20 protein-coding genes are annotated in these 23,117 nt (G+C 72.4%); 13 read left to right on the plus strand and 7 right to left on the minus strand.

Translation table 11 applies throughout. From position 1 onward, the window contains the following. Positions 1 to 13 precede the first annotated feature (13 nt). On the plus strand, positions 14 to 379 hold the full coding sequence (locus BKA00_RS16005; protein ID WP_185025855.1) for a hypothetical protein: 366 nt from the start codon (positions 14 to 16) through the stop codon (positions 377 to 379). On the opposite strand, the gene dxs is transcribed toward BKA00_RS16005, so the two are convergent. Continuing rightward, a complete protein-coding gene (gene dxs / locus BKA00_RS16010; RefSeq protein WP_185025857.1) occupies positions 376 to 2,298 on the minus strand; it encodes a 1-deoxy-D-xylulose-5-phosphate synthase in 1,923 nt (640 codons plus the stop codon). The two genes, BKA00_RS16005 and dxs, sit on opposite strands and share 4 nt — an antisense overlap. 150 nt (positions 2,299 to 2,448) lie before the next feature. Between dxs and idi the strand changes: the two genes are divergently transcribed. From idi to BKA00_RS16040, 6 genes are all read left to right on the plus strand, one after another. Then, complete coding sequence (gene idi, locus BKA00_RS16015) at positions 2,449 to 3,027, plus strand: isopentenyl-diphosphate Delta-isomerase (protein WP_185025859.1); 579 nt, start codon at positions 2,449 to 2,451, stop codon at positions 3,025 to 3,027. 153 nt (positions 3,028 to 3,180) lie between these two features. Continuing rightward, on the plus strand, positions 3,181 to 4,485 hold the full coding sequence (locus BKA00_RS16020) for an ABC transporter substrate-binding protein (protein WP_185025861.1): 1,305 nt from the start codon (positions 3,181 to 3,183) through the stop codon (positions 4,483 to 4,485). Further along, entirely contained in the window at positions 4,482 to 5,390 is a 909-nt protein-coding gene (locus tag BKA00_RS16025) for a carbohydrate ABC transporter permease (protein ID WP_230299316.1), read from the plus strand. The genes BKA00_RS16020 and BKA00_RS16025 overlap by 4 nt, the downstream gene beginning before the upstream one ends. After that, positions 5,387 to 6,292 carry a carbohydrate ABC transporter permease gene (locus BKA00_RS16030; protein WP_185025863.1) on the plus strand — a complete coding sequence of 302 codons (906 nt, stop codon included), beginning with the start codon at positions 5,387 to 5,389 and terminating at the stop codon, positions 6,290 to 6,292. The genes BKA00_RS16025 and BKA00_RS16030 overlap by 4 nt, the downstream gene beginning before the upstream one ends. 248 nt (positions 6,293 to 6,540) lie before the next feature. Continuing rightward, the gene (locus BKA00_RS16035) at positions 6,541 to 6,969 is read left to right on the plus strand and encodes an ASCH domain-containing protein (protein ID WP_221493920.1); all 429 of its coding nucleotides are present in this window, start codon (positions 6,541 to 6,543) and stop codon (positions 6,967 to 6,969) included. A 92-nt stretch (positions 6,970 to 7,061) separates the two neighbouring features. After that, positions 7,062 to 7,670: a Uma2 family endonuclease gene (locus tag BKA00_RS16040; RefSeq protein WP_185025867.1), complete on the plus strand. Its 609-nt coding sequence runs from the start codon at positions 7,062 to 7,064 to the stop codon at positions 7,668 to 7,670. Here BKA00_RS16040 and mug read toward each other — a convergent pair. The 6 genes from mug to BKA00_RS16070 all read right to left on the minus strand — a co-directional run bounded on the left by mug (position 7,657) and on the right by BKA00_RS16070 (position 15,904). Beyond that, positions 7,657 to 8,220: a G/U mismatch-specific DNA glycosylase gene (gene mug, locus BKA00_RS16045; RefSeq protein ID WP_185025869.1), complete on the minus strand. Its 564-nt coding sequence runs from the start codon at positions 8,218 to 8,220 to the stop codon at positions 7,657 to 7,659. The two genes, BKA00_RS16040 and mug, sit on opposite strands and share 14 nt — an antisense overlap. Then, entirely contained in the window at positions 8,220 to 8,939 is a 720-nt protein-coding gene (locus tag BKA00_RS16050) for a sulfite exporter TauE/SafE family protein (RefSeq protein WP_185025871.1), read from the minus strand. Before BKA00_RS16050 ends, mug begins: the two co-directional genes overlap by 1 nt. A 39-nt stretch (positions 8,940 to 8,978) precedes the next feature. After that, positions 8,979 to 9,908, minus strand: coding sequence for an aldo/keto reductase (locus BKA00_RS16055; protein WP_185025872.1), 930 nt, complete (start codon positions 9,906 to 9,908; stop codon positions 8,979 to 8,981). Positions 9,909 to 10,051: 143 nt separating this feature from the next. Next, positions 10,052 to 12,820 (minus strand): aconitate hydratase AcnA, encoded by a 2,769-nt coding sequence (acnA, locus tag BKA00_RS16060; protein WP_276530163.1) that lies wholly within the window; start codon positions 12,818 to 12,820, stop codon positions 10,052 to 10,054. Positions 12,821 to 13,191: 371 nt separating this feature from the next. After that, positions 13,192 to 14,757, minus strand: a complete 1,566-nt coding sequence (locus tag BKA00_RS16065) for a carboxylesterase/lipase family protein (protein WP_185025876.1) — start codon at positions 14,755 to 14,757, stop codon at positions 13,192 to 13,194. 163 nt (positions 14,758 to 14,920) lie between these two features. After that, entirely contained in the window at positions 14,921 to 15,904 is a 984-nt protein-coding gene (locus tag BKA00_RS16070; protein ID WP_185025878.1) for a DUF2804 domain-containing protein, read from the minus strand. Positions 15,905 to 16,036: 132 nt separating this feature from the next. Here BKA00_RS16070 and hpnC point away from each other — a divergent pair, with 132 nt between their 5' ends. The 6 genes from hpnC to hpnH are packed head-to-tail and all read left to right on the plus strand — an operon-like array spanning position 16,037 to position 23,112. Then, complete coding sequence (gene hpnC / locus BKA00_RS16075; protein ID WP_185025880.1) at positions 16,037 to 16,900, plus strand: squalene synthase HpnC; 864 nt, start codon at positions 16,037 to 16,039, stop codon at positions 16,898 to 16,900. After that, positions 16,897 to 17,814, plus strand: coding sequence for a presqualene diphosphate synthase HpnD (hpnD, locus tag BKA00_RS16080; RefSeq protein WP_185025882.1), 918 nt, complete (start codon positions 16,897 to 16,899; stop codon positions 17,812 to 17,814). The genes hpnC and hpnD overlap by 4 nt, the downstream gene beginning before the upstream one ends. Then, positions 17,811 to 19,130, plus strand: a complete 1,320-nt coding sequence (hpnE, locus tag BKA00_RS16085; RefSeq protein WP_185025884.1) for a hydroxysqualene dehydroxylase HpnE — start codon at positions 17,811 to 17,813, stop codon at positions 19,128 to 19,130. Before hpnD ends, hpnE begins: the two co-directional genes overlap by 4 nt. Beyond that, complete coding sequence (locus tag BKA00_RS16090; protein ID WP_185025886.1) at positions 19,127 to 20,152, plus strand: polyprenyl synthetase family protein; 1,026 nt, start codon at positions 19,127 to 19,129, stop codon at positions 20,150 to 20,152. Before hpnE ends, BKA00_RS16090 begins: the two co-directional genes overlap by 4 nt. Continuing rightward, complete coding sequence (gene shc / locus BKA00_RS16095; RefSeq protein ID WP_185025887.1) at positions 20,152 to 22,107, plus strand: squalene--hopene cyclase; 1,956 nt, start codon at positions 20,152 to 20,154, stop codon at positions 22,105 to 22,107. Before BKA00_RS16090 ends, shc begins: the two co-directional genes overlap by 1 nt. Continuing rightward, a complete protein-coding gene (hpnH, locus tag BKA00_RS16100) occupies positions 22,108 to 23,112 on the plus strand; it encodes an adenosyl-hopene transferase HpnH (RefSeq protein ID WP_185025889.1) in 1,005 nt (334 codons plus the stop codon). Positions 23,113 to 23,117: the final 5 nt, after the last annotated feature.

Genomic DNA, 23,117 nt, shown 5'->3' on the forward strand with positions numbered 1-23,117 from the left:
CTACGGTGCGCGTGTGACCGGCGGGCCTGAACTGCACGGGTTCCCCCCACCCGAGACGGTCCCCGACCTGAGGTGGCTAGGACCCGACTACGTCTCCGTACTCGTGTACGACCTGACGCGGGGTCTCCTGCGCCAGGATCCGCGCACGTCCGTCATGGGCGTGCGGTGCGAGGGCGCGCCCCGGCTGGCGCCCTCGGTCGACCCGGCGGGCGTCATCCGCGCGCACGACGCCTGCTTCCCGCTCCAGGTCTACGTCCAGGACGGCGCGGGGCGCCTCTGGTGCCTGCGCGGGCGATGGACGTACTGGGGACGTGACCTCGGCACGTCCGCCGCGTCCATCACCCACGCGTGGCGGCTGCTGTCCGCCGAGGGCGGCTAGGAGCGCTCGTCGGAGGTGGCGGGCTCGTCGGCGTCGGCGGTGAGGCGGGCCACCGACTCGGTCACGTCGCGGGCCAGCGCCTGCGGCGTGAGGCCGATGTCGGCGAGGATCTGGCTCCGGGACGCGTGGTCGAGGAACTCCTGCGGGATGCCGAAGGTGCGCAGGGGCGCGTCGACGCCGGCGTCGCGCAGCAGCCGGGCCACCGCGTCGCCGACGGCGCCGGTGCGGCCGTTGTCCTCGGCGACGGCGACGAGCGTGTGCTCGCGGGCGAGGTCGAGCAGCGCCGGGTCGAGCGGCTTCACCCAGCGGGGGTCGACGACGGTGACGCCGATGCCCTGCGCGGCGACCAGTTCCGCCGCCTCGACCGCGGTCGCCGCCATCGAACCGGCCGCGACCATGAGGACGCGGGTGCCGTTGGAGCCGTCGTGGCGGGCCAGCACGTCCATGCCGCCGGCCTTGCCGACCGCCTCGATGTCGGCGGCGGCCGGGCCCTTGGGATAGCGGATCGCGGTCGGGCCGTCGGAGACCGCCACGCACTCGCGCAGCAGCTCGCGGAGCCGGGCGCCGTCGCGCGGGACGGCGATGCGCATGCCCGGGACGAGCTGCAGGATCGACATGTCCCACATGCCGTTGTGGCTGGCGCCGTCGTCGCCGGTCACGCCGGAGCGGTCCAGGGCGAAGGTGACGGGCTGGCGGTGCAGCGCCGTGTCCATCAGGACCTGGTCGAAGGCGCGGTTGAGGAACGTGGCGTACACGGCCACGACCGGGTGCATGCCGCCCATCGCGAGCCCGGTGGCGGAGGTGACGGCGTGCTGCTCGGCGATGCCGACGTCGAAGATGCGGTCGGGGAAGGCCTCGGCGAACGGCGCCAGCCCGACCGGGTAGAGCATCGCGGCGGTGATGCCGACGACGTCGCGGCGCTCGCGCCCGATCGCCACCATCTCCTCGCCGAAGACCTTCGTCCAGGCGGGGCCGCCCTTGCCGGTGACGAACTTGCCGGTGGCGGGGTCGAACGCGCCGCCGCCGTGCATGCAGTCCTCGGTGTCGTTCTCGGCGGGGGCGTAGCCGCGGCCCTTGGTGGTGATGCAGTGCACGATCACCGGGCGGCCGAACCCGCGGGCGCGGCGCAGCGCCCGCTCCACGGCGTCCTCGTCGTGGCCGTCGATCGGGCCGACGTACTTCATGCCGAGGTCCTCGAACATGGCCTGCGGCTGCAGGACGTCCTTGAGGCCCTTCTTGATGCCGTGCAGGGCCTCGTAGGCGACGTTGCCGACCACGGGCGCCCGCGGCACCGTCTTCTTGATCAGGTCGAGCGCGTTCTCGTAGCCCTGGGTGACGCGCAGGTCGGCCAGGTGCGAGGCGAGGCCGCCGATGGTCGGCGAGTAGGAGCGCCCGTTGTCGTTGACGACGATGATGACGGGGCGGTCGACGCCGGCGGCGATGTTGTTCAGCGCCTCCCAGCACATGCCGCCGGTCAGCGCGCCGTCGCCGACGACCGCGACGACGGCGCGGTCGTCCTCACCGCGCAGCTGGAAGGCCTTGGCGAACCCGTCTGCGTAGGACAGGGCCGTCGAGGCGTGCGAGTTCTCGATGATGTCGTGCTCGGACTCGGCGCGGCTCGGGTAGCCCGACAGGCCCCCGCGCTTGCGCAGCAGCTCGAAGTCGTGCCGTCCGGTGAGCATCTTGTGCACGTAGGCCTGGTGGCCCGTGTCGAAGAGGATCTTGTCGTGCGGCGAGTCGAAGACTCGGTGCAGCGCGATCGTCAGCTCGACGGCTCCCAGGTTGGGCCCCAGGTGCCCGCCGGTCCTGGAGACCGCCTGGACGAGGAACTCGCGGATCTCCTCCGCGAGCCGAGACAGCTGAGCGGCGTCCAGTCGCTTGAGGTCGCCGGGACCCGTGATCGACTCCAGCAAGCTCACTCGTTTCAACTCCTCCGTCGGGGATTCGGTCTCCCCTGGCTCGGGCCGTTCCGAGTTTAATCCCGGTTCGCCCGCGACGCGCCGCAGACCACCCGCCCGGGGGGTGTGAAAAGACTGACCCCGGTGCGAGGGATGAGGTAGGAAAAGAGCATGGGCGTCGAAGAGATTGTGCTGCTCAACGCGGACGACGAGGCCGTCGGAACCGCGCCGAAGAGCGCCAGCCACCACAGAGACACGCCGTACCACCTGGCCTTCTCCTGCTATGTCGCGGACACGGAGGGTCGTGTTCTGATCACTCAGCGCGCCCTCGGCAAGCGCACGTTCCCCGGCGTCTGGACGGGCAGCTGCTGCGGCCATCCGGGTCCCGGCGAGAAGCTGCGCGACGCCGTGCTCCGGCGATTGCACGACGAGCTGGACATCCAGGACGCAATGCTCACCCCGGTCCTGCCGCGGTTCCAGTACCGCGCCGTGGCCGAGGACGGGACGGTCGAGCACGAGCGCTGCCCGGTCGTGCGCGCCGTCGTCCCCGCGGGCGCGGCCGTCCACCCGAACCCCGAGGAGGTCGAGCGGGCCGAGTGGTGGACGTGGGAGCGCTGCCTGGAGCTGACCGGAAGGCCGGAGTCCTCTCCCTGGTACCGGCTCCAGCTGGCCGAACTGGCGCCGCTCGGCACGCCGCTGGACTGGCCGGACACGGGCCGGGCCGGCCTGCCGCCCGCCCTCGGCTGGTAGCCCCGGGAGGCCGCGTCCCCGGCCGCGCCCGCCGGGGCGCGGGCCGGGAGCGTGTGGCGCGCATCACTGAAAGATCACTATTCGGCGTCCGGTGTTGACCGTCCGTCCGTCCAAGCAGACGCTTGTTTTTCGGTGCAACCGAAGGGACGGACGATGCGAGTACGTGCTCCCCGGCGCCGCTGGACGGCGGTCGCGGCCGTGGCGATGACGGCCGCCCTCGGCGCGTCGGCCTGCGGCGGCAGCGGCGACAAGGGCTCCAACGACACATCCCAGGTCGAGGTCTTCTCCTGGTGGACCGGTCCGGGCGAGGCGGACGGGCTCGCCGCGATGAAGGCCGACTTCGAGAAGAAGAACTCCGGCACCAAGTTCGTCAACGCGGCCATCGCCGGCGGGTCCGGCACCCAGGCCCAGGCCGTGCTGGCGAGCCGCCTGCAGAACCGCAAGCCGCCGGACTCCTTCCAGGGCCACGCGGGCGCCGAGCTGCTCGACTACATCAAGGCCGGGCAGATCGAGCCGCTGGACTCCTTCTACGACGAGAACAACCTGAAGTCGGCCTACCCCCAGCAGCTCCTCGACCAGATCAGCTACAAGGGCAAGATCTACTCGGTGCCGGTGAACATCCACCGGTCGAACATGCTCTGGTACAACCCGGGCATCCTCAAGGAGGCGGGGATCTCGGGGCCGCCCGCGACGATCGCCGACTTCATCACCGCGCTGAAGGCCGTCAAGGACAGGACGAAGAAGGTCCCGCTGTCGCTCGGCGCGCAGTGGACGGCCGACCACCTGCTGGAGAACGTCCTGCTGGGCGACCTCGGCACCGACGCCTACAACGCGCTGTGGAAGCCGGGCGCCGACTGGGGCAGCCCGGCCGTCACCAAGGCGCTCACCGACTACGCCGAGATCATGAAGTACACGACGCTGGAGGCCGCGTCCACCGACTGGCAGGGCGCCGCGAAGGCCGTCGTGGACGGCAAGGCCGCGTTCAACATCATGGGCGACTGGGCGTACGGGTACTTCGTCGGCAGCGCCCCCAACGGGCTCGGCAAGAAGCTCGACACCGACTTCAAGTACGCGGCCTCCCCCGGCACCGACGGCACCTACATGTGGCTGTCGGACAGCTTCACGCTCCCCAAGGGCGCACCCCACCGCGGCGGCGCCCTCGCATGGCTGAAGGAGGTGTCCAGCAAGGAGGGGCAGGACCTCTTCAACCCCAAGAAGGGCTCCATCCCCGCCCGTAAGGACGCCGACAAGAGCCTCTACAAGGGCTACCTCCAGTACGCGTTCGAGCAGTGGAACAAGCCGGGCGTCAAGCTGGCTGGCTCGTTCTGGCACGGCGTCAACGCCAGCAAGAAGCAGCACACCGACATCGACACGGCGGTGGGCCTCTTCCTGCAGAACAAGGACGTCGCCAAGCTGCAGCAGGGGCTGGTGAGCGCGGCCGAGAACAGCGGCCAGTGAGGTCCTCCGGTTCCAGGTGGGCCCGTAGCCGAAGGTGGCTCCCCGGGCTGCTGCTGGTCTCGCCGTCCATCGTCGCGATCGGCCTGTTCGTCTACGGGCTCATCTTCTGGAACACGCGGGTCGCGGTCAGCGGCAAGCACGACGAGGTCACCGAGTACGGGTTCGACAAGGGCAGGAACTTCGTCGACCTGTGGGACCAGCCCAGCTGGCCCGGCGCGGTGAAGCACGCGCTGCTGTTCACGGCGGTCTTCGTCGTCGGCGCGCTGGTCCTCGGCGCGTTCCTGGCGTTCCTCATGGACAAGGGCATCAGGGGCGAGGCGTCCTTCCGCGTCGTCTACCTGTTCCCCATGGCGGTGTCGTTCATCGCCAGCGGCGTCGTGTGGCGCTGGCTGATGAACCCGGCGCCGCCGGAGCGCGCGGTCGGCCTCAACCAGCTGTTCGGCGAGCTGCACCTCGGGGCGCTGGCGAACAGCTGGTGGCAGGACCCCGACTGGGGCATGGCGGCCATGGCGCTGCCCGCGATCTGGCAGATGTCCGGGTACGTGATGGCGCTGTACCTCGCCGGCTTCCGCGGCGTCCCGGGGGAACTGCGGGAGGCGGCGCGGGTGGACGGCGCGTCCGAGTGGAAGGTGTACCGGTACGTGGTGTTCCCGCAGCTCCGCCCGGTGACGCTGTCCGCGTTGATCATCCTCGGGCACATCTCGCTGAAGGTGTTCGACCTGATCATGGCGATCGCGGGCAAGCAGATCATCACCTATGTCCCGGCCGTGGCCGCCTATGTCGAGATCTTCGACCGGCACGACCCGGCGAACGGCGCCACGATCGCCACCTACCTGCTGGTCGCGGTGGCCGTGCTGGTGATCCCCTACCTGGTCTGGTCGGTGCGGACGGAGCGGACGCGATGACGCGCGTGGAGGCGTCCCCGGCACCGCGGCGGCGCCGGCCGGCGGGCGGGCGGCGCGGCACGACGGCGGAGCCGGGCAGGCCGGGCGGCACCTGGCAGGCCGTCAGGCTGGTCGTCCTGCTGGCGTTCGTCCTGCTCTTCCTGATCCCCGTGTACGTGCTGGTGGTCACGAGCTTCAAGCCGCTGGACGAGGCCGACCCGAGCAGCGCGTGGAACCTGCCGGGCCAGTGGAGCACGTCCGGCTGGAGCTCGGCGTGGGACGCGCTGCGGCCCGGCCTGGCGAACAGCGTCAAGATCGCCGTCTCGGGGTCGCTGATCTCGGCGGTGCTCGGCTCGCTGAACGGCTACGTGCTGTCCAAGTGGCGGTTCCCGGGCGCGGACGTGGTCTTCACGCTGTTCCTCTTCGGCATGTTCATCCCGTACCAGGCGGTGATGATCCCGCTGGCCGGCCTGCTCACCGACATGGAGCTGGCGGGCACGATCCGCGGCCTCGTCCTCGCGCACGTCGTGTACGGCATTCCGATCTGCACGCTGATCTTCCGGAACTACTACGTGACCATTCCGGACGAGCTGATCGAGGCGGCCCGCGTCGACGGCGCAGGAATGCTCCGCACCTACTGGTCGGTCGTGCTGCCGGTGTCGGCGCCGGCGTTCGCGGTGACGCTGATCTGGCAGTTCACCTCGATGTGGAACGACTTCCTGTTCGCGGTGTTCCTCGGCGCCCCCGACAGCTGGCCGGTCACGGTGATGCTGAACAACACCGCCGGTTCGGGGGCGGTGGCCGTCCAGTACAACCAGCAGATGGCCGAGGCGCTCCTCGCGTCCCTGCCGACCCTTCTCGTCTACCTGCTCCTCGGACGGTTCTTCATGCGCGGCCTCATGGCGGGCGCGTTGAAGGGCTGAGAATCGCACGCGTACGTCAACCGCATATCGGCCTCAGGCGTCACATGGGTGATCAAGCACCCCTTGGGTGCTAAAAACCCATGACGGACAACGACCCATTCGCCTCGTACGTTGGCAATTCCTGCGGGATGCGCCTAGCCTCTCGGGCATCGTCGCGCGACACCCGGCGTCCACCGCCGGGCGTCCCGGCGATCCCGGGGGCGGACGGACGGAACGGGGCGGACAACGGAGGTGACCGCGTGCAGGCGATGAGTGTTCAGCAGCCCTGGGCGTTCGCGATCGCGCGTGGTGGCAAGAGCGTGGCGAACCAGAGCTTCCCGACCGCCTACCGCGGCCCGCTCCTCATCCACGCCTCGATGCGCGTCGACCTGAAGGCGTGCGACTCCCCGCTGGTCCAGGCGGCCGGCTGGGACCCCCGCGACCCGCTCGCCACGATCGGCGCCGTCATCGCGGTCGCCGAACTCGACGACGTGTGCTCCGCCGCCGTCCGCGGCGCCTCCTGCGAATGCGGCCCCTGGGCCGACTCGGCCTCCCACCACTGGCTCCTGTCCGGCATCCGGGCCCTCCCCCGCCCCATCGTGGCCCTGGGCCGCACCGACCTGTGGCAGCCCACCCCCACCCTCCTCAAAGAGGTGGAGACGATGTTCGCCACCGCCGCCCTCCACAACGCCAACTGAGCGTAAAGAAACCACTACGCTAGGTCCCGCAAGTCGGGCGGGGTGACGCAGTCCCTGCATGGATTCGGCACGCCACCAGCGGGAGCGGAAACGTGAGCGTCGCGCACGATCATGGTGGGTTCGGCCCGTACACGGCGGAGGACCTGCACGCCCGCGAGGACGAAGGCCGCGGCCTTGAACTCGAAGACGGGTGGCTGATCGAGTTGTCTCGGAGCGCGCCTCACAATTGGGCCGCCAGGCAAGTGCAGGACATCCTCCAGGAGGCGGCGACGGACGCGAAGGCCTCGGTCTTCATCGCCGGTGGAGGCGACTGGGAGATCAGCACATCGGCGGGCATTCGCAAGCCGGACGTGTTCGTGGTGCCGAAGAGCGTGGCCCGTGCCTCGATCATCGACCGCAACCCCGTCGTGATTCCGGGCATCGAGGTCCTGCTCGCCGTCGAGGTCGTGTCCCCAGGCAGCGGCAGCGAACGCGCCGACCGCGTGCGCAAGCTCAAGGAGTACGCGACCCTCGGCATTCCTCAGTACTGGCTCGCCGAGTTCGCTCCCGGCCCCAAGGTCCAGATCTTCGCTCTGGACGACGCGGCTTCCGCCTACCGCCTGGTCCAGACAGTTGACGCCGGGAACGTGGTGGACGCGACGGTGGAGGCGGACACCACCATCACCGTGCGGTTCGACCCGCGGATGCTCACGGAGTTCTGAGGGCCTCGGCGGCTTCGCGGAGGCGGGCGAACTCGGCGGCGATCCTCTCCAGGGGCCAGCTCGCGTTGAGGCCGCTCGGGTTGGGCAGGACCCACAGGCGCGCGGGGCCGAAGTCCTCGTCCTGCGGGCCGATCCGCGTCTTGGGGCGGGCGAAGGCGGTGCGGTAGGCGGTGACGCCGGCGACGGCCAGGTAGGCCGGGCGGTGGCGTTCGACGAGGGCGGCCAGGCGGCGCCCGCCCTCGCGGAGCTCGGCGTCGGTCAGCTCGTCGGCGCGGGCGGTCGTGCGCGGCGCCAGGTTGGTGATGCCGAGGCCGTAGCCGGGCAGGAGGTCCTGCTCGGACGGGTGCAGCCGGCGGTCGGTGAAGCCCGACAGGTGCAGGGCGGGCCAGAAGCGGTTGCCGGGACGGGCGAAGTGGCGGCCGGTCGCCCCCGAGTACAGGCCCGGGTTGATGCCGCAGAACAGGACGCGGAGCGTCCCGGGGGCCTCGGGGAGGATGTCGGGGATCACGCGGTCGCGGGCGGCCTCCAGGTCGGCCTTGGTGGGGCGCATCAGAACAGGTTACGGACGATGAGCGCCGCCGCGGACGTCCCGACGACGACGAGGAGCGCGACGCGCAGGCGCCCGGCGTCCAGGTAGCGGCGCAGCGGCCCGGCGGCGAGGAACCCGGCGAACACGAACGGAACGAGCTCCGCGCCCGCGACGATCTGCCGGGCCGGGAGGCGCCCGGCGGCGGCGAGGGTGAGCAGCGACAGCAGGGCGCCGGCGATGAAGAACACCGCGAGGGTCGCGCGGACGCGGGGGCCGCTCTCGCGCTGGTAGAGCAGCGCGATCGGCGGGCCGCCGATGCCGGACGCGGTGCCGGTCGTGCCGGAGATGACGCCGGCGGTGGCGAGCGTGCGGCGGTTGCGGGGCAGGTCCGCGGACCAGGTGGTGAGGGCGAGCGCGGCGAGGACGACCACGCCGATCACGACGCCGAGGACGCGGTCCGGCGCGGCGGCCACCAGCCACACGCCGACCGGCGTGCCGGCGAGGCGGCCGCCGAACGCCCAGCCGAGGCCGCGCAGGTCGGCGTGCCGCAGTTCCTGGGCGAGCGTCGCGAACGGCAGGACGAGCGCGATGACGAGGATCGCGCCCGGCATCAGGGACGGGTACAGCATCGTCACGATCGGTGTCGCGACCAGCCCGACGCCGAGGCCGACGCTGCCCTGCACGATCGCGCCGGCGAGCGCGGCAAGGCCCCCGATCAGGACGAAATCGACAGGTGGCACGCCGAGGGAGCCTACCGCTCGGTCAGTCCGACGCCGCGGTCAGGCCGACGCCGCGGTCAGGCGGTCGAGTTGGCCGACGGTCAGGGTCGTGCGGGCGGCCCGCACGAGCGGTGGGAGCTGCTCCAGGGTCCGGGCGCTGGCGATGGGCGCGGCGACGGTCGGCTGTGCGGCGAGCCAGGCGAGGGCGACGGTCGCGACCGGGACGTCCTGCTCCTCGGCGACGATGTCCAGCGCCGCCAGGACGGCGCGCCCGCGCTCGGTCTCCAGGTGCCGCGCCGCACCTCCGGCGCGTGCGCTGTCGACCGTGGAGCCGGGACGGTACTTGCCGGTGAGGAAGCCGGACGCGAGCCCGTAGTACGGGACGGCGGCGAGCCCGTACTTCTCCGCAAGGTCGCGGCGCGGTCCCTCGTAGGAGTCGCGGGAGACGAGGTTGTACTCGGGCTGAATGGCGACGTACCGGGCCGTCCCTTCGCGCTCGCCGAACTCCAGGGACGCCCGGAGCCGGTCGAGCTCGATGTTCGACACCCCGATCTGGCGGACCTTGCCCGCGGCGACCAGCCCGTCCAGCGTCGTCATGATCTCCTCGACGGGCACCGACGGGTCGTCGAAGTGGGTGAAGTACAGGTCGATGCGGTCGGTCCGCAGCCGCCGCAGCGAGTCGTCCACGGCCGCCCTCATCGTCGCCGCGGCGAGCCCCGGGTGCTCGGGGTGGCGGCCGCCCTTGGTCGCGATCACGAGGTCGTCGCGGTTGCCGCGCGACTCCGCCCACTCCCCGATGATCGACTCGGACTCGCCTCCGCGGTTGCCCTCCACCCACGCCGAGTAGGAGTCGGCGGTGTCGAGGAAGTTGCCGCCGGCCTCGGCGTAGGCGTCGAGGATCTCGAACGAGCGCTCCCGGTCCGCGGTCCAGCCGAAGACGTTGCCGCCCAGGCAGAGCGGGAAGACGTCCAGTTCACCGATCTTGTGCATGGCTTCCTTCTCGTAGATCACGGCAGGGGGGTTTGCGGGACCACTACCCCGCGCCGGCCGCGCTAGCCGCGGACCTGGGCGGTGAGCGCGCGGGAACGGGCCGCCTCCCCGGTTCGGGGAGGCGGCCCGTTTCGGCGTGCGGACTACTTGCGGAGCAGGTTCCTCAGGACGTACTGGAGGATGCCGCCGTTGCGGTAGTAGTCGGCCTCGCCGGGGGTGTCGATGCGGACGACGGCGGTGAACTCCTTGCCGTCGGCCTTGACGGTGACCTCCTCCGGGATCCCGCCCTCGTTGAGCGCGGTCACGCCGGTGATGTCGAACGTCTCGGTGCCGGTGAGGCCGAGGGACTCGGCCGACTCCCCGTCCTTGAACTGCAGCGGCAGGACGCCGAGGCCGATCAGGTTCGAGCGGTGGATGCGCTCGTAGGACTGGGCGATGACGGCGCGGACGCCGAGCAGCGCGGTGCCCTTGGCCGCCCAGTCGCGCGACGAGCCGGAGCCGTACTCCTTGCCCGCGATCACCACGAGCGGGGTGCCCTGCGCCGCGTAGTTCTGCGCGGCGTCGTAGATGAACGCCTGCGGCGCGTCCTGCTGGGTGAAGTCGCGGGTGTAGCCGCCCTCGACGCCGTCCAGGAGCTGGTTGCGCAGCCGGATGTTGGCGAACGTCCCGCGGATCATGACCTCGTGGTTGCCGCGGCGCGAGCCGTAGGAGTTGAAGTCCTTGACCGCGACGCCGTTGTCCTCCAGGTACCGCGCGGCGGGCGTGCCGGCCTTGATGGACCCGGCCGGCGAGATGTGGTCGGTGGTGACCGAGTCGCCGAGCTTGGCCAGGACGCGGGCGCCGTGGATGTCGGCGACCGGCTCCGGCTCGGCGCCCATGCCGTCGAAGTAGGGCGCCTTGCGGACGTAGGTGGACGAGGCGTCCCACTCGAACAGGTCGCCGGTCGGGATGTCGAGGTTCCGCCAGCGGTCGTCGCCCTTGAAGACGTCGGCGTAGCTCTCGGTGAACATCTCCTGCCCGATGGACGACTCGACGATCGCGGCGACCTCCTCCGGCGCGGGCCAGAGGTCGGCCAGGCGGACCGGGCCGTCGGCGCCCTCGGCGATCGGGTCGTTCAGGATGTCGATGTCCATCGTCCCGGCGAGCGCGTAGGCGATGACCAGCGGCGGCGAGGCCAGGTAGTTCATCTTCACGTCGGGGCTGATGCGGCCCTCGAAGTTGCGGTTGCCCGACAGCACCGCGGTGACCGCGAGGTCGTTGTCGTTGACCGCCTTGGAGATCTCCGGCTGCAGCGGGCCGGTGTTGCCGATGCAGGTGGTGCAGCCGTACCCGACCAGGTTGAAGCCGATCTTGTCCAGGTACGGGGTGAGGCCGGCGCGCTCCAGGTAGTCGGTGACGACCTGGGACCCGGGCGCGAGGGAGGTCTTCACCCACGGCTTGCGGGTCAGGCCCTTGTCCACCGCGTTCTTCGCCAGCAGCGCCGCCCCGATCATCACGTACGGGTTGGAGGTGTTGGTGCAGGACGTGATGGCCGCGACGGCGACGTGCCCGTGGTCGAGCTCGAAGGACGTCCCGTCCTCCAGGGTGACCGGGACGGGGTTGTGCGGGCGCTCGGACCCGTTGGAGCCGTGCTGCCGCGGCTTGTCGCCGGCCGTGTCGCCGCTGATCGCCGGGGAGTCCGAGGCCGGGAACGACTCGTTGGAGGCCTCGTCGGCCGCGCCCCCCTGGACGCTCTCGGCGTAGTTCAGCACGTCCCGCCGCCAGGTCTGCTTGGCCTCGGCGAGGGAGATGCGGTCCTGCGGGCGCTTCGGGCCGGCCAGCGACGGGACGACCGTCGCGAGGTCCAGCTCCATGTACTCGGAGAACTCGGGCTCCACCGACGGGTCGAGCCACAGGCCCTGCGTCTTGGCGTAGGCCTCGACGAGCGCGATCTGCTCGTCGTCCCGGCCGGTGAGGCGCAGGTACTTCAGCGTCTCGTCGTCGATCGGGAAGATCGCGCAGGTGGAGCCGAACTCGGGGCTCATGTTGCCGATCGTGGCGCGGTTCGCCAGCGGCAGCGCCTGCACGCCCTCGCCGTAGAACTCCACGAACTTGCCGACGACGCCGTGCTCGCGCAGCATCTCGGTGATGGTGAGCACGAGGTCGGTGGCGGTCGTCCCGGCGGGCATCTCGCCGGTCAGCTTGAAGCCGACGACGCGCGGGATGAGCATGGAGATCGGCTGGCCGAGCATCGCGGCCTCCGCCTCGATGCCGCCGACGCCCCAGCCGAGCACGCCGATGCCGTTCTCCATCGTCGTGTGCGAGTCGGTGCCGACGCAGGTGTCGGGGTAGGCGACCCCGTTCCGGTCGAACACCACGCGGGCCAGGTGCTCGATGTTCACCTGGTGGACGATGCCGGTGCCGGGCGGGACGACCTTGAACTCGTCGAACGCCGTCTGCCCCCAGCGCAGGAACTGGTAGCGCTCCTTGTTGCGCTCGTACTCGCGCTGCACGTTGCGCTCGAAGGCGTCCGGCGAGCCGAAGTAGTCGACGATGACCGAGTGGTCGATCACCATCTCGGCGGGCGCCAGCGGGTTGATCCTGGTCGGGTCGCCGCCGAGGTCGCGCACCGCCTCGCGCATCGTGGCCAGGTCGACCACGCACGGCACGCCGGTGAAGTCCTGCATGATCACCCGCGCGGGGGTGAACTGGATCTCCTTGCTCGGCTTGGCCTTCGCGTCCCACTGGGCGAGCGCGCGGATGTGGTCGGCGGTGACGTTCGCACCGTCCTCGGTGCGCAGCAGGTTCTCCAGCAGCACCTTGAGGCTGTACGGGAGACGGGCCGAGCCCTCGACGGCGTCCAGCCGGTAGATGTCGTACGACCTGTCGCCGACCTGCAGCTTGTCGAGACTGCCGAAGCTGTTCGCGGACACGGACTCCTCCTCCGTCGCCACCGCGCGTCCGGTCCGGGACATGAGCGCGCGGCGCTGGGTTGATCTTCAGTAAGGCCCGTCCCCGAGGCCGACGCGGGACGGCGCGCGGCGGGACGGGAGCTTCGTCTCCCTTGATCCTGCCTTAGTCGGACTCCTGACCGGGAATCAGGGCCGCCTAACTTCCGCCGCTTTTCTCTCGACGTCAAGCTATCTTCATTTTATCTCGACATCAAGCTACTTGCTCCCGGTCCGGCGGCCCCGCGCCCGGAAGCAGGACGGGTGCGGCCGGACGGTTCCGGCCGCACCCAATGCCGCACCCAATGCCGCCCCCCGGCGCGCACCGGGCGGCCGGGGGCGGTCGGGACGTGGGGTCAGAGGGACTTCCAGAAAGAGCACTTGGCGGTCGTGGTGGTGTCGGTGCGGTGAACGGAGTCAGGGGCCAGGGACAGGACGTCGTCCGACGAGCGGAAGCGCGGCCAGTGCGGCGCCTGCCGGGCCTCGGGCCTGCCGCTGCGGGCGAAGGACGTCCAGTAGCCCGCCATGGTGTCGGAGAGCCGCTGCTGCGCCGGGGTCAGGGTGCCGATCAGGCCCGGGAACAGGAACGTCAGCTCGCTGGCGTGCTCGGCGCCCTCCTCGAAGCCGGGGACGTCCAGCAGCGGCGGAGCGGCCCGGTCGGCGAACTGGTAGGCGTACACCGGGACGCCCGCACGCGTGAGCCGCCGGAACGCGTCCTGGTGCACGCAGGCCGACAGCACCTCGTTGGAATCGGTCTGGAGGGTCGCCAGGGCGATCCTGGGATCCGGGTAGTCCGCCGCCGGGTACTGGGCCAGTACCTTGCCGGCGTCGGCGCCGTAGGCGGAGCGGACGATGTCCTCGTACTCCGCTGCGGTGATGGGGTTCGGGTAGGAGAGGGACACGAACAGGCGCATCTCGTCCAGCGTGTTGCCGTGCATGACCGGGACCCGGTTGAAGCGGCCCCGTTCGATCGCCTGCTCGGGCTGCAGCGGCAGGACGCGGTCGCCGCCCGCCACCGGGCCCGCGTCCGTGGCCTTGGCCTCGAAGGTCTCCAGCAGCGTCTTGACGGGCACCGCGCGCAGGCACGCGGCGCTGGCCGGGGCCGACCCCTTGTCGCATCCCGCGGCCTGGGCGATCGTCACCCCTTCGGCCTCCGCCGAGGCCTCCGTGCGGGCGGGCGCGGTGCAGGAGTAGCTCTGCGCGATGACCTTGTGGAACAGTCCCGCGGCGGTGGGAGAGGCGAGGTTGGCGCAGGAGTTCCAGGAACCCGCGGACTCGCCGAACAGCGTGACGTTTCCGGGGTCCCCGCCGAAGGCCCCGGCGTTGCGCTGGACCCAGCGCAGGGCCGCCTGCTGGTCGAGCAGGCCGTAGTTGCCCGTCTGGTAGCGCCGGTCGGCGCCGGACTCCAGGGCGGGATGCGCGAGCCAGCCGAACGCGCCGAGACGGTAGTTGATCGTGACGACCACGACGCCGTCCTTGGCCAGCTTCGCCGCGTTGTAGATGCTCGCGGTGCCGGTCGTGTTGCCGCCGCCATGCACCCACACCATGACGGGCAGGCGCTGCCGGCGCTGCGCGCGGTCCGGCGTGGTGACGTTCAGGTAGAGGCAGTCCTCCTCGTAACTCGTCTCACCGCCGTAAGGCGCGGGGAGTTGCGCGCACTGGCCGCGCGGGACGGTGGCGTCGCGGACGCCCTGCCACGGGCGCGCCGGCTGCGGCGGCCTGAAGCGCAGATCCCCGGTCGGCGGTGCGGCGAACGGGATGCCCTGGAACAGCCGGTGGCCTTCCCGCACCTGGCCCCGCACCACCCCCAGGTCGGTACGGACGACGGCGGACGAGTCCGGTGCCCGGTGCTGGGCCGCGGCCGGAGCCGCCCCTCCTAAGGCGAGGGCGGATGCGAGCAGCGAGATGGCGATGAGCCTCACTGGGTCCCCTTTCAGCGTGACACTCTCTGACACCCCCGAGCGGCCGATCTCTTCGCATCACACCAGTACTTGATCTCAAAAAGGACGCGAGCGGCTAACATGGTCGTCTACGCCACGATCAGCGAGATTCCGGACACGGTCACGGCGATGGCCGAGGCGCGGCTCACCAGCGCTGGCGGGCCTCCTCCGCCCATCCGGTGAGGCCGTCGAAGTCGAGCCAGGTGCCGTCGTCGGCCTGGGCACGGCCGCTGAAGCGGCCGAAGCACTGGTGGGTCTCCGTGCCGACGACGCCCAGTTCGGTGCGCGCGACCTTCTCGTGGAAGGGACGGAACTCGGCCTCGACGCGCGCCCCGCGGATCGTCCACGGGCGCAGCCAGTCGGACCGGTCGTAGGACCAGTCCAGCTCCTCGCCGATCTTGTGGAGCCGGCCGTCCACGAAGATCGCGTTCTCGGTCATGCCGGTGCCGTCGGTCCACTTGCCGCCGAACTGCAGGGCCAGGCCGGGGCCGCTCGCCGCCGCCCAGTTCCACGTCATCCGGTACGGCCACTTGCCGCGCCCGTGGTCGAGGACGGCGAACGCGCCGTCCCCGATCTCGTGGTCGCCGGACGGGAGCCGCAGCCGTCCGTGCACGGGGCGCCCGACGTCCTTGACCGTGTACTGGAAGCGCCTGGCGCTCCAGGGGATCACCACGCCGAGCGACTCGTGGCCGTCCGGCAGCGGGACTCGGACGTCGAGGTCCACGACCCCGGGGACGAGCGCCCGCACCCGCGAGCCGGACGGGCCCTGCCGGACGCCGACCGCGAAGCCCGCCCCGCGCACCGACGCCTCCCCGGATCCGCTGCGGTCGGGGAACACCGCGCCGCGCGCGAAGGGGACCACGCCGTCGCGGGAGATCTCCTCGCCCGTCTCGCGGTCCAGCACGTACACGCCGTGGACCGCGGCGTAGTCGAGCGACGAGGCGACCAGCCCGACGATGTGCCGGGGCGTGACGAAGCCCCAGTACTCCCAGCGCTTGGCCCGTCCCCAGCCTCGCAGGTTCGCGCGGTGCAGCGGGCGCCGCGTCCAGCCGACCGCCCGCGGATCGAGCCGCCCGTCCGGCGTGCACAGGTCGACGGGCTCGGTGATCTCGCGCTCATGGGTCGGCATGCCCCGAGGCTACCGAGCGGTCCGCGCGACGCCGTGGTTCCTGGAACGGTTCAGCCCCGGACACGGGCCGTTTAAATAAGTCCATACCTTGGCCAGAGTTTCTCTCGTGCCGGACCGGTCGATCTCCTCTAGGTGATCATTGAACCGCCCTGGAGCGCCGAGGAGCACGATCGCGCGCTGGACCGGCTCGCCGCCCGGGAGAACTTTCCGGTGGCCGCGCGGGTCCTGCCCGCCCGGCACCGCTCCGCCCTCCGGGCCGTCTACGGCTTCGCGCGGCTCGTCGACGACATCGGCGACGAGGCCCCGCCGGAGCAGCGGCCCAAGCTGCTCGGACTCGTGGACGACGACCTGGACCGCGTGTTCGCCGGGCGGACGCCCGCCCTGCCGCAGCTGCGGAGGCTGGCGGAGACGGTGCACGCGCACCGGATCCCCGAGGAGCCGTTCCGCGACCTCGTGCAGGCGAACCGGCAGGACCAGACCGTCCACCGGTACGAGACGTTCGACGACCTGAAGGGGTACTGCGCGCTGTCCGCCGCGCCGGTGGGACGGATCGTCCTGCGCCTGTTCCGGGCGCACACGCCCCACCTCGCGGCCGCGTCCGACGACGTCTGCGCGGCGCTGCAGATCGTCGAGCACTGCCAGGACGCCGGGCAGGACTACCGCGCCGGGCGGATCTACCTGCCCGGCGAGGACCTGCGCCGGTTCGGCTGCGCCGAGGACGACCTCGCGCGGCCGGTGACGCCGACCCGGCTGCGCGGCGTCCTGGCGCTGCAGGCGGGCCGCGCCCGCGAGCTGCTGGACGGGGGCGCGGCGCCCCTGCTGGCGGACCTGACGGGATGGGCGCGCATCGCCGTGGCGGGCTACGTGGCCGGCGGGCGCGCCGCGCTGTCGGCTCTGGAGCGCGGGCGGTACGACGTGCTCGCTCATGCGCTGCGTCCACGGCGGGCCGCACTGCCGGCCGGGTGGGCGCGCGCCCTTGGAAGGAGGGGGCGATGACGGTTTCGGAGACGTGCGAGAGTTCCGAGCGGGTGGTCGGGGCGTACCGGCACTGCGAGCGGGTGGTGCGCGAGGAGGCCCGCAACTTCTCCTACGGGATCCGGCTGATGCCGGCCCCGAAGCGGCGGGCGATGAGCGCGGTGTACGCGTTCGCGCGCGGCATCGACGACATCGGCGACGGCCCGGAGCCGGCGTGCGTCCGGCTCGACCTGCTGGACCGGACGCGGCAGCGGCTGACGACCGTGCAGGAGGTGCTGCGGCGGCGGGTGGACGTCCGGGCGCTGGAGGGGCATCCGGTGCTGACCGCGCTGGCGGACGCGGCGGGCCGGTTCCCGGTCCCCCTCGAGGCGTTCGAGGAGCTCATCGACGGCTGCGAGGACGACGTGCGCGGCGCCGACTACGAGACCTTCGACGACCTGCTGCGCTACTGCCAGCGGGTCGCGGGCTCGGTCGGGCGGCTGTCGCTCGGGGTGTTCGGGTCGGACGGCCGGCAGCGGGCCGAGGGCCTCGCCGACTCGCTCGGCGTCGCGCTCCAGCTCACCAACATCCTGCGCGACCTGCGCGAGGACCGGCTGGCCGGGCGGACCTACATCCCGGCCGAGGACCTGGCGCGGTTCGGCTGCACGCTGAGGCTGGACGAGTCGGGCGCGTTCATCGACCCGCCGTGGCGGCTGAACGAGCTGATCGGCTTCCAGGCGGAGCGGGCGCGGGCCTGGTACGCCGAGGGGCTGCGGCTGCTGCCGCTGCTGGACCGGCGCAGCGCGGCGTGCACGGCGGCGATGGCCGGGATCTACCGGCGGCTGCTGGAGAACATCGCCGCGCGCCCGCAGATCGCGCTGGACGCGCGGGTGTCGCTGCCGACCTGGCAGAAGGCCGTGGTGGCGGCGCGCGCCCTGTCGGGGGTGGAGCGGTGAGCGTCGTCGTCGTGGGCGGGGGGCTCGCGGGCATCAGCGCGGCGATCGCGCTGCAGGAGTCGGGCGTTCCGGTCACGCTGCTGGAGTCCCGGCCGTGGCTGGGCGGCGCCACGCACTCGTTCGGGCGGGGCGAGCTGAGCGTCGACAACGGCCAGCACGTCTTCCTGCGGTGCTGCACGGCGTACCAGGGGCTGCTGCACCGGCTGCGCGCCGACCACCTCGTCGAGGTGCAGGACCGGTTCGACGTCCCCGTCCTGCGGGCGGGCGCGCCGCCGGCGCGAATGCGCCGATCGGGCCTGCCGAGCCCGCTGCACCTGCTGCCCTCGCTGGCCCGGTACGCGCCGCTGTCGGCCGCCGACCGGCTGAGGGCCGTGCGCGCCGCGCTGGGGCTGGCGCGCCTGGACCCCGCCGACCCGGTGCTCGACCAGGTCTCCGCCGGGGCGTGGCTGGCGCAGCGGGGGCAGCGGCCGTGGGCGCGGGAGGCCCTGTGGGGCCTGTTCCTCACGTCCGCGCTGAACGCCGAGGTGGACGACGCGGCGCTCGGCCTGTCGGCGATGGTGTGCCGGCGGGCCCTGTTCGGACGCCCCGACGCGGCCGACATCGGGGTGCCGCTCGTCCCGCTGGAGGAGCTGCACGGCGGCCCGGCGCTGCGGCGCATCGCGGAGATGGGCGGGACCGTCCGGCTGAAGGCACGGGTGGAGTCCGTCACCGCCGACCCGAAGGTGGTCGTGGACGGGGCTCCGATCGCCGCCGACGCGGTGGTCATCGCGGTGCCGCACGAGGCGGCGGCGCGGCTGCTGCCCGCCGAGGCGCTGCCGGACCCGCTGCGCTGGCCCGAGCTGGACGCCAGCCCGATCGTGAACGTGCACGTCGTCTACGACCGCAGGGTCATGGACGCGCCGTTCGCGGCCGCGGTCGGCTCGCCCGTCCAGTGGATCTTCGACCGGACGGCGGTGAGCGGGCTGCGCCGCGGCCAGTACCTCGCGGTGTCGCTGTCGGCGGCCGACCCGTGGATCGACATGCCGACCGCCGAGCTGCGCTCGCGGTTCGTCCCCGAGCTGCGGCGGCTGCTGCCGGCCGCGTGGGGCGCGCAGGTCCGGGAGGTGTTCGTGACGCGGGAGCGGCGCGCGACGTTCCGGCAGCGCCCCGGCAGCGCGGCCGCCCGCCCCGGCGCGGCGACGCGCGCGCCGGGCCTGTACCTGGCCGGCGCGTGGACCGACACGGGCTGGCCCGACACCATGGAGGGAGCAGTGCGCAGTGGTCTCACCGCCGCCCGCCTGGTCCGCCGCCACCTGGAGAAGGTGAAGGACCGATGACGGCCGTGCCCGTTTCGCTGACCGATGTCCGTGAGCTGGTCGACGGGGCGCTGCGCGCCGCGGTCGGGCGGCTCGACCCGCGCACCTACCGGGTCGCGGCCTACCACCTCGGCTGGACCGACGAGGAGGGCCACCCGCGCAGGGCCCCGGCGGGCAAGGCGCTGCGCCCGGCGCTGGCGCTGCTGTCCGCGCGGGCCGCCCTCGCTCCCCCGGAGAGCGGGCTGCCGGGCGCCGTCGCCGTCGAGCTGGCCCACGCGTTCTCGCTCCTGCACGACGACATCATGGACCGCGACCGGACGCGCAGGCACCGCCCGGCGGCGTGGACCGTGTTCGGCGACGCGTCCGCGATCCTGGCGGGCGACGCGCTGCTCGCCCTCGCCGGCGAGGTCCTGCTGGAGGCCCCCGGCCAGGGCTCGGCGCGGGCGGCCCGCGCGCTGGCGGCCGCCGTCCGCCGCCTCGTCGCCGGGCAGTCCCTCGACATGGACTTCGAGACGCGCAGGCAGATCGGCGTGGACGAGTGCGTCACCATGGCGTCCGGCAAGACCGCCGCGCTGCTCGCGTGCTCGTGCGCGATCGGGGCCGTCCTGGACGGCGCGCCCGAGCGGCTGTGCGCCGCGCTCGAGGCGTTCGGCGAGGACCTCGGCATCGCCTTCCAGCTCGTGGACGACCTGCTCGGCATCTGGGGCGACCCGCAGACCACCGGCAAGCCCGCGCTGTCGGACCTGCGGTCCCGCAAGATGTCGCTGCCGGTCGTCGCCGCGCTGAACTCCGGGACGCCGGAGGCGGAGCGGCTGGCCGAACTGTACGCGCGGCCCCTGCCGGCCGAGGAGGAGGCGGCCGGGGAGGAGCTGGCCGAGGCCGCCGAGATGGTGGAGGCGGCGGGCGGGCGCGCCTGGGCCGAGATGGAGGCCGAGAGCCGCATCCAGCGCGCCGCCGAGCACCTGCTCACCGCGCGGCTGCCCGACCCGGTCCGCGCCGAGTTCCTGCACATCGCCGACTTCGTCACCCGCCGGGACCACTGATGACGACGACAGAACCCGCCGCCGAGCCCGCCACCGAGCCCGCCAGAGGGCCCGCCAGAGGGCCCCTGACCGCGGAGCCGCCGGCCGCCGGCGCGACGGCCCGGACCAGGTCGGCCGCCGAGGCGCTGGCGGCCGCCCGCGACCACCTGCTCGCGCTCCAGTCGCCGGAGGGCTGGTGGAAGGGCGAGCTGCAGACCAACGTGACGATGGACGCCGAGGACCTGCTGCTGCGCGAGTTCCTCGGCATCCGCGACGAGGAGGACACCCGCGAGAGCGCGCGCTGGATCAGGTCCCAGCAGGCCGCGGACGGCACCTGGGCGAACTTCCACGACGGCCCGCCCGACCTGTCCACGACCGTCGAGGCCTACGTCGCGCTGCGGCTCGCGGGCGACCCGCCCGACGCGGGCCACATGGTGCGCGCCGCCGCCTTCGTCCGCGGCGGGGGCGGCATCCCGGCGACCCGCGTCTTCACGCGGTTCTGGCTGGCGATGTTCGGCCGCTGGCCGTGGGAGAGGCTGCCGGTGCTGCCGCCGGAGATGATGTTCCTGCCGCGCTGGTTCCCGCTGAACGTCTACGACTGGGCGTGCTGGGCGCGGCAGACGATCGTCCCGCTGACGGTGGTGGCCGCGCGGCGCCCCGTCCGGCCGCTGCCGTTCGCGCTGGACGAGCTGTATCCCGGCTACGACGTCCCGCCGGCGCGCCGGCGCGGCCCGTCGGGCTGGGACGCGGCGTTCGGGGCGCTCGACATGGCCCTGCACGTGTACGAGCGGCACCCGGCGCGGGGCGTGCGCAGGGCCGCGCTGCGCCGCGCCGGTGAGTGGATCATCGCGCGGCAGGAGCGGGACGGGTCCTGGGGCGGGATCCAGCCTCCCTGGGTGTACTCGCTGCTCGCACTGCACCTGCTCGGGTACGGCCTCGACCACCCGATCGTCCGGCGGGGCCTGGACGGGCTGGAGCGGTTCACGATCCGCGACGACCGGGGGCGGCGCCTGGAGGCGTGCCAGTCCCCCGTCTGGGACACCGCGCTCGCGGTGAACGCCCTGGCCGACGCCGGCCTGCCGGCCGGGCACCCCGCCCTGGAGCGGGCCTCCGAATGGCTGGTCCGCGAGGAGGTGCGGGGCCCCGGCGACTGGTCGGTCCGGCGCCCCGGCCTGCCGCCGGGCGGCTGGGCGTTCGAGTTCGACAACGACTGCTACCCCGACACCGACGACACCGCCGAGGTGGTCCTCGCGCTCGGCCGCGCCGGGCACCCGATGGCCGAGCCGGCGATCGAGCGGGGCGTGCGCTGGATGGCGGGGATGGCCTCCCGGGACGGCGGGTTCGGCGCGTTCGACGCCGACAACACCCGCGCCCTGTGCCGCAGGCTGCCGTTCTGCGACTTCGGCGAGGTCATCGACCCGCCGTCCGCCGACGTCACCGCGCACGTGGTGGAGGCAATGTCCCACCGCGGCATGGCCGACTCGCAGGTGGTCAAGCGGGCCGTCGTGTGGCTGCTGAAGGCGCAGGAGCCCGACGGGTCCTGGTTCGGCCGCTGGGGCGCCAACCACGTGTACGGGACGGGCAGCGTCGTGCCCGCGCTGATCGCGGCGGGCGTGCGGCCGGGCAAGCCCGCGATCCGCGACGCGGTCGCCTGGCTGGAGCGGCACCAGCGCGACGACGGCGGCTGGGGCGAGGACCTGCGCTCCTACCGGGACCGGACGTGGATCGGGCACGGCGCCTCCACGCCCTCGCAGACCGCGTGGGCGCTGCTCGCCCTGCTGGCCGCCGGCGAGCACGGGCCCGCCGTCGAGCGCGGGATCCGCTGGCTCGTCGAGCACCAGCGCCCGGACGGCACGTGGGACGAGGACCACTTCACCGGCACCGGCTTCCCGGGCGACTTCTACATCAACTACCACCTGTACCGGCTCGTGTTCCCGATCTCGGCGCTCGGCCGGTACCTGAAGGAGATCTCCTAAATGGCGATGCCACTGCGCCAAAGCCTGCGTGTCGGCGGCTACGTCCTGCGCAACAAGCTGGCGGGGCGCACGAGATATCCCCTGATCATGGAGCTGGAGCCGCTGTTCGCCTGCAACCTGGCGTGCGCGGGCTGCGGGAAGATCCAGCATCCGGCGGACGTGCTCAAGCAGCGGATGCCGGTCGAGCAGGCGGTCGCGGCGGTCCGCGAGTGCGGCGCGCCGATGGTGTCGATCGCGGGCGGCGAGCCGCTGATGCATCCGCGGATCGGCGAGCTGGTCGCCGAGCTCGTGCGGATGAAGCGGTACGTGTTCCTGTGCACGAACGCCGCGCTGATCCCCAAGAAGATCGACCTGTTCCGGCCGTCGCGCTACTTCGCCTGGGCGGTGCACGTCGACGGGCTGCGCGAGCGTCACGACGCGTCGGTCTGCAAGGAGGGCGTCTTCGACCAGGCGGTGGACGCGATCAGGATGTGCCGGGAGCGGGGGTTCCGGGTCACGACGAACACGACCGTGTTCAACACCGACACCCCGCAGACCGTCATCGAGGTGCTCGACTACCTGAACGACGAGCTCCGCGTCGACCAGATGATGATCTCGCCCGCGTACGCCTACGAGAAGGCCCCCGACCAGGACCACTTCCTCGGCGTGCAGGAGACCCGCGCCCTGTTCCGCAAGACGTTCGCCGACGGGCGCCGCGAGCGGTGGCGGTTCAACCACTCGCCGCTGTTCCTGGACTTCCTGGAGGGGAAGGTCGACTTCCCCTGCACGGCGTGGGCCATCCCGTCGTACTCGCTGAAGGGGTGGCAGCGGCCCTGCTACCTGATGGACGACGGCTACACCGCGACCTACCAGGAGCTCCTCGACACCACCGACTGGGACTCCTACGGGCGCGGACGCGACGAGCGGTGCGCGAACTGCATGGCGCACTGCGGCTACGAGCCCACCGCCGTGTTCGCGACCATGGGCTCGCTCAAGGAGTCGCTGCGCGCCATGCGGAGCATCTGAGCACC

The sequence above is a fragment of the Actinomadura coerulea genome (assembly GCF_014208105.1).
Taxonomy (GTDB): domain Bacteria; phylum Actinomycetota; class Actinomycetes; order Streptosporangiales; family Streptosporangiaceae; genus Spirillospora; species Spirillospora coerulea.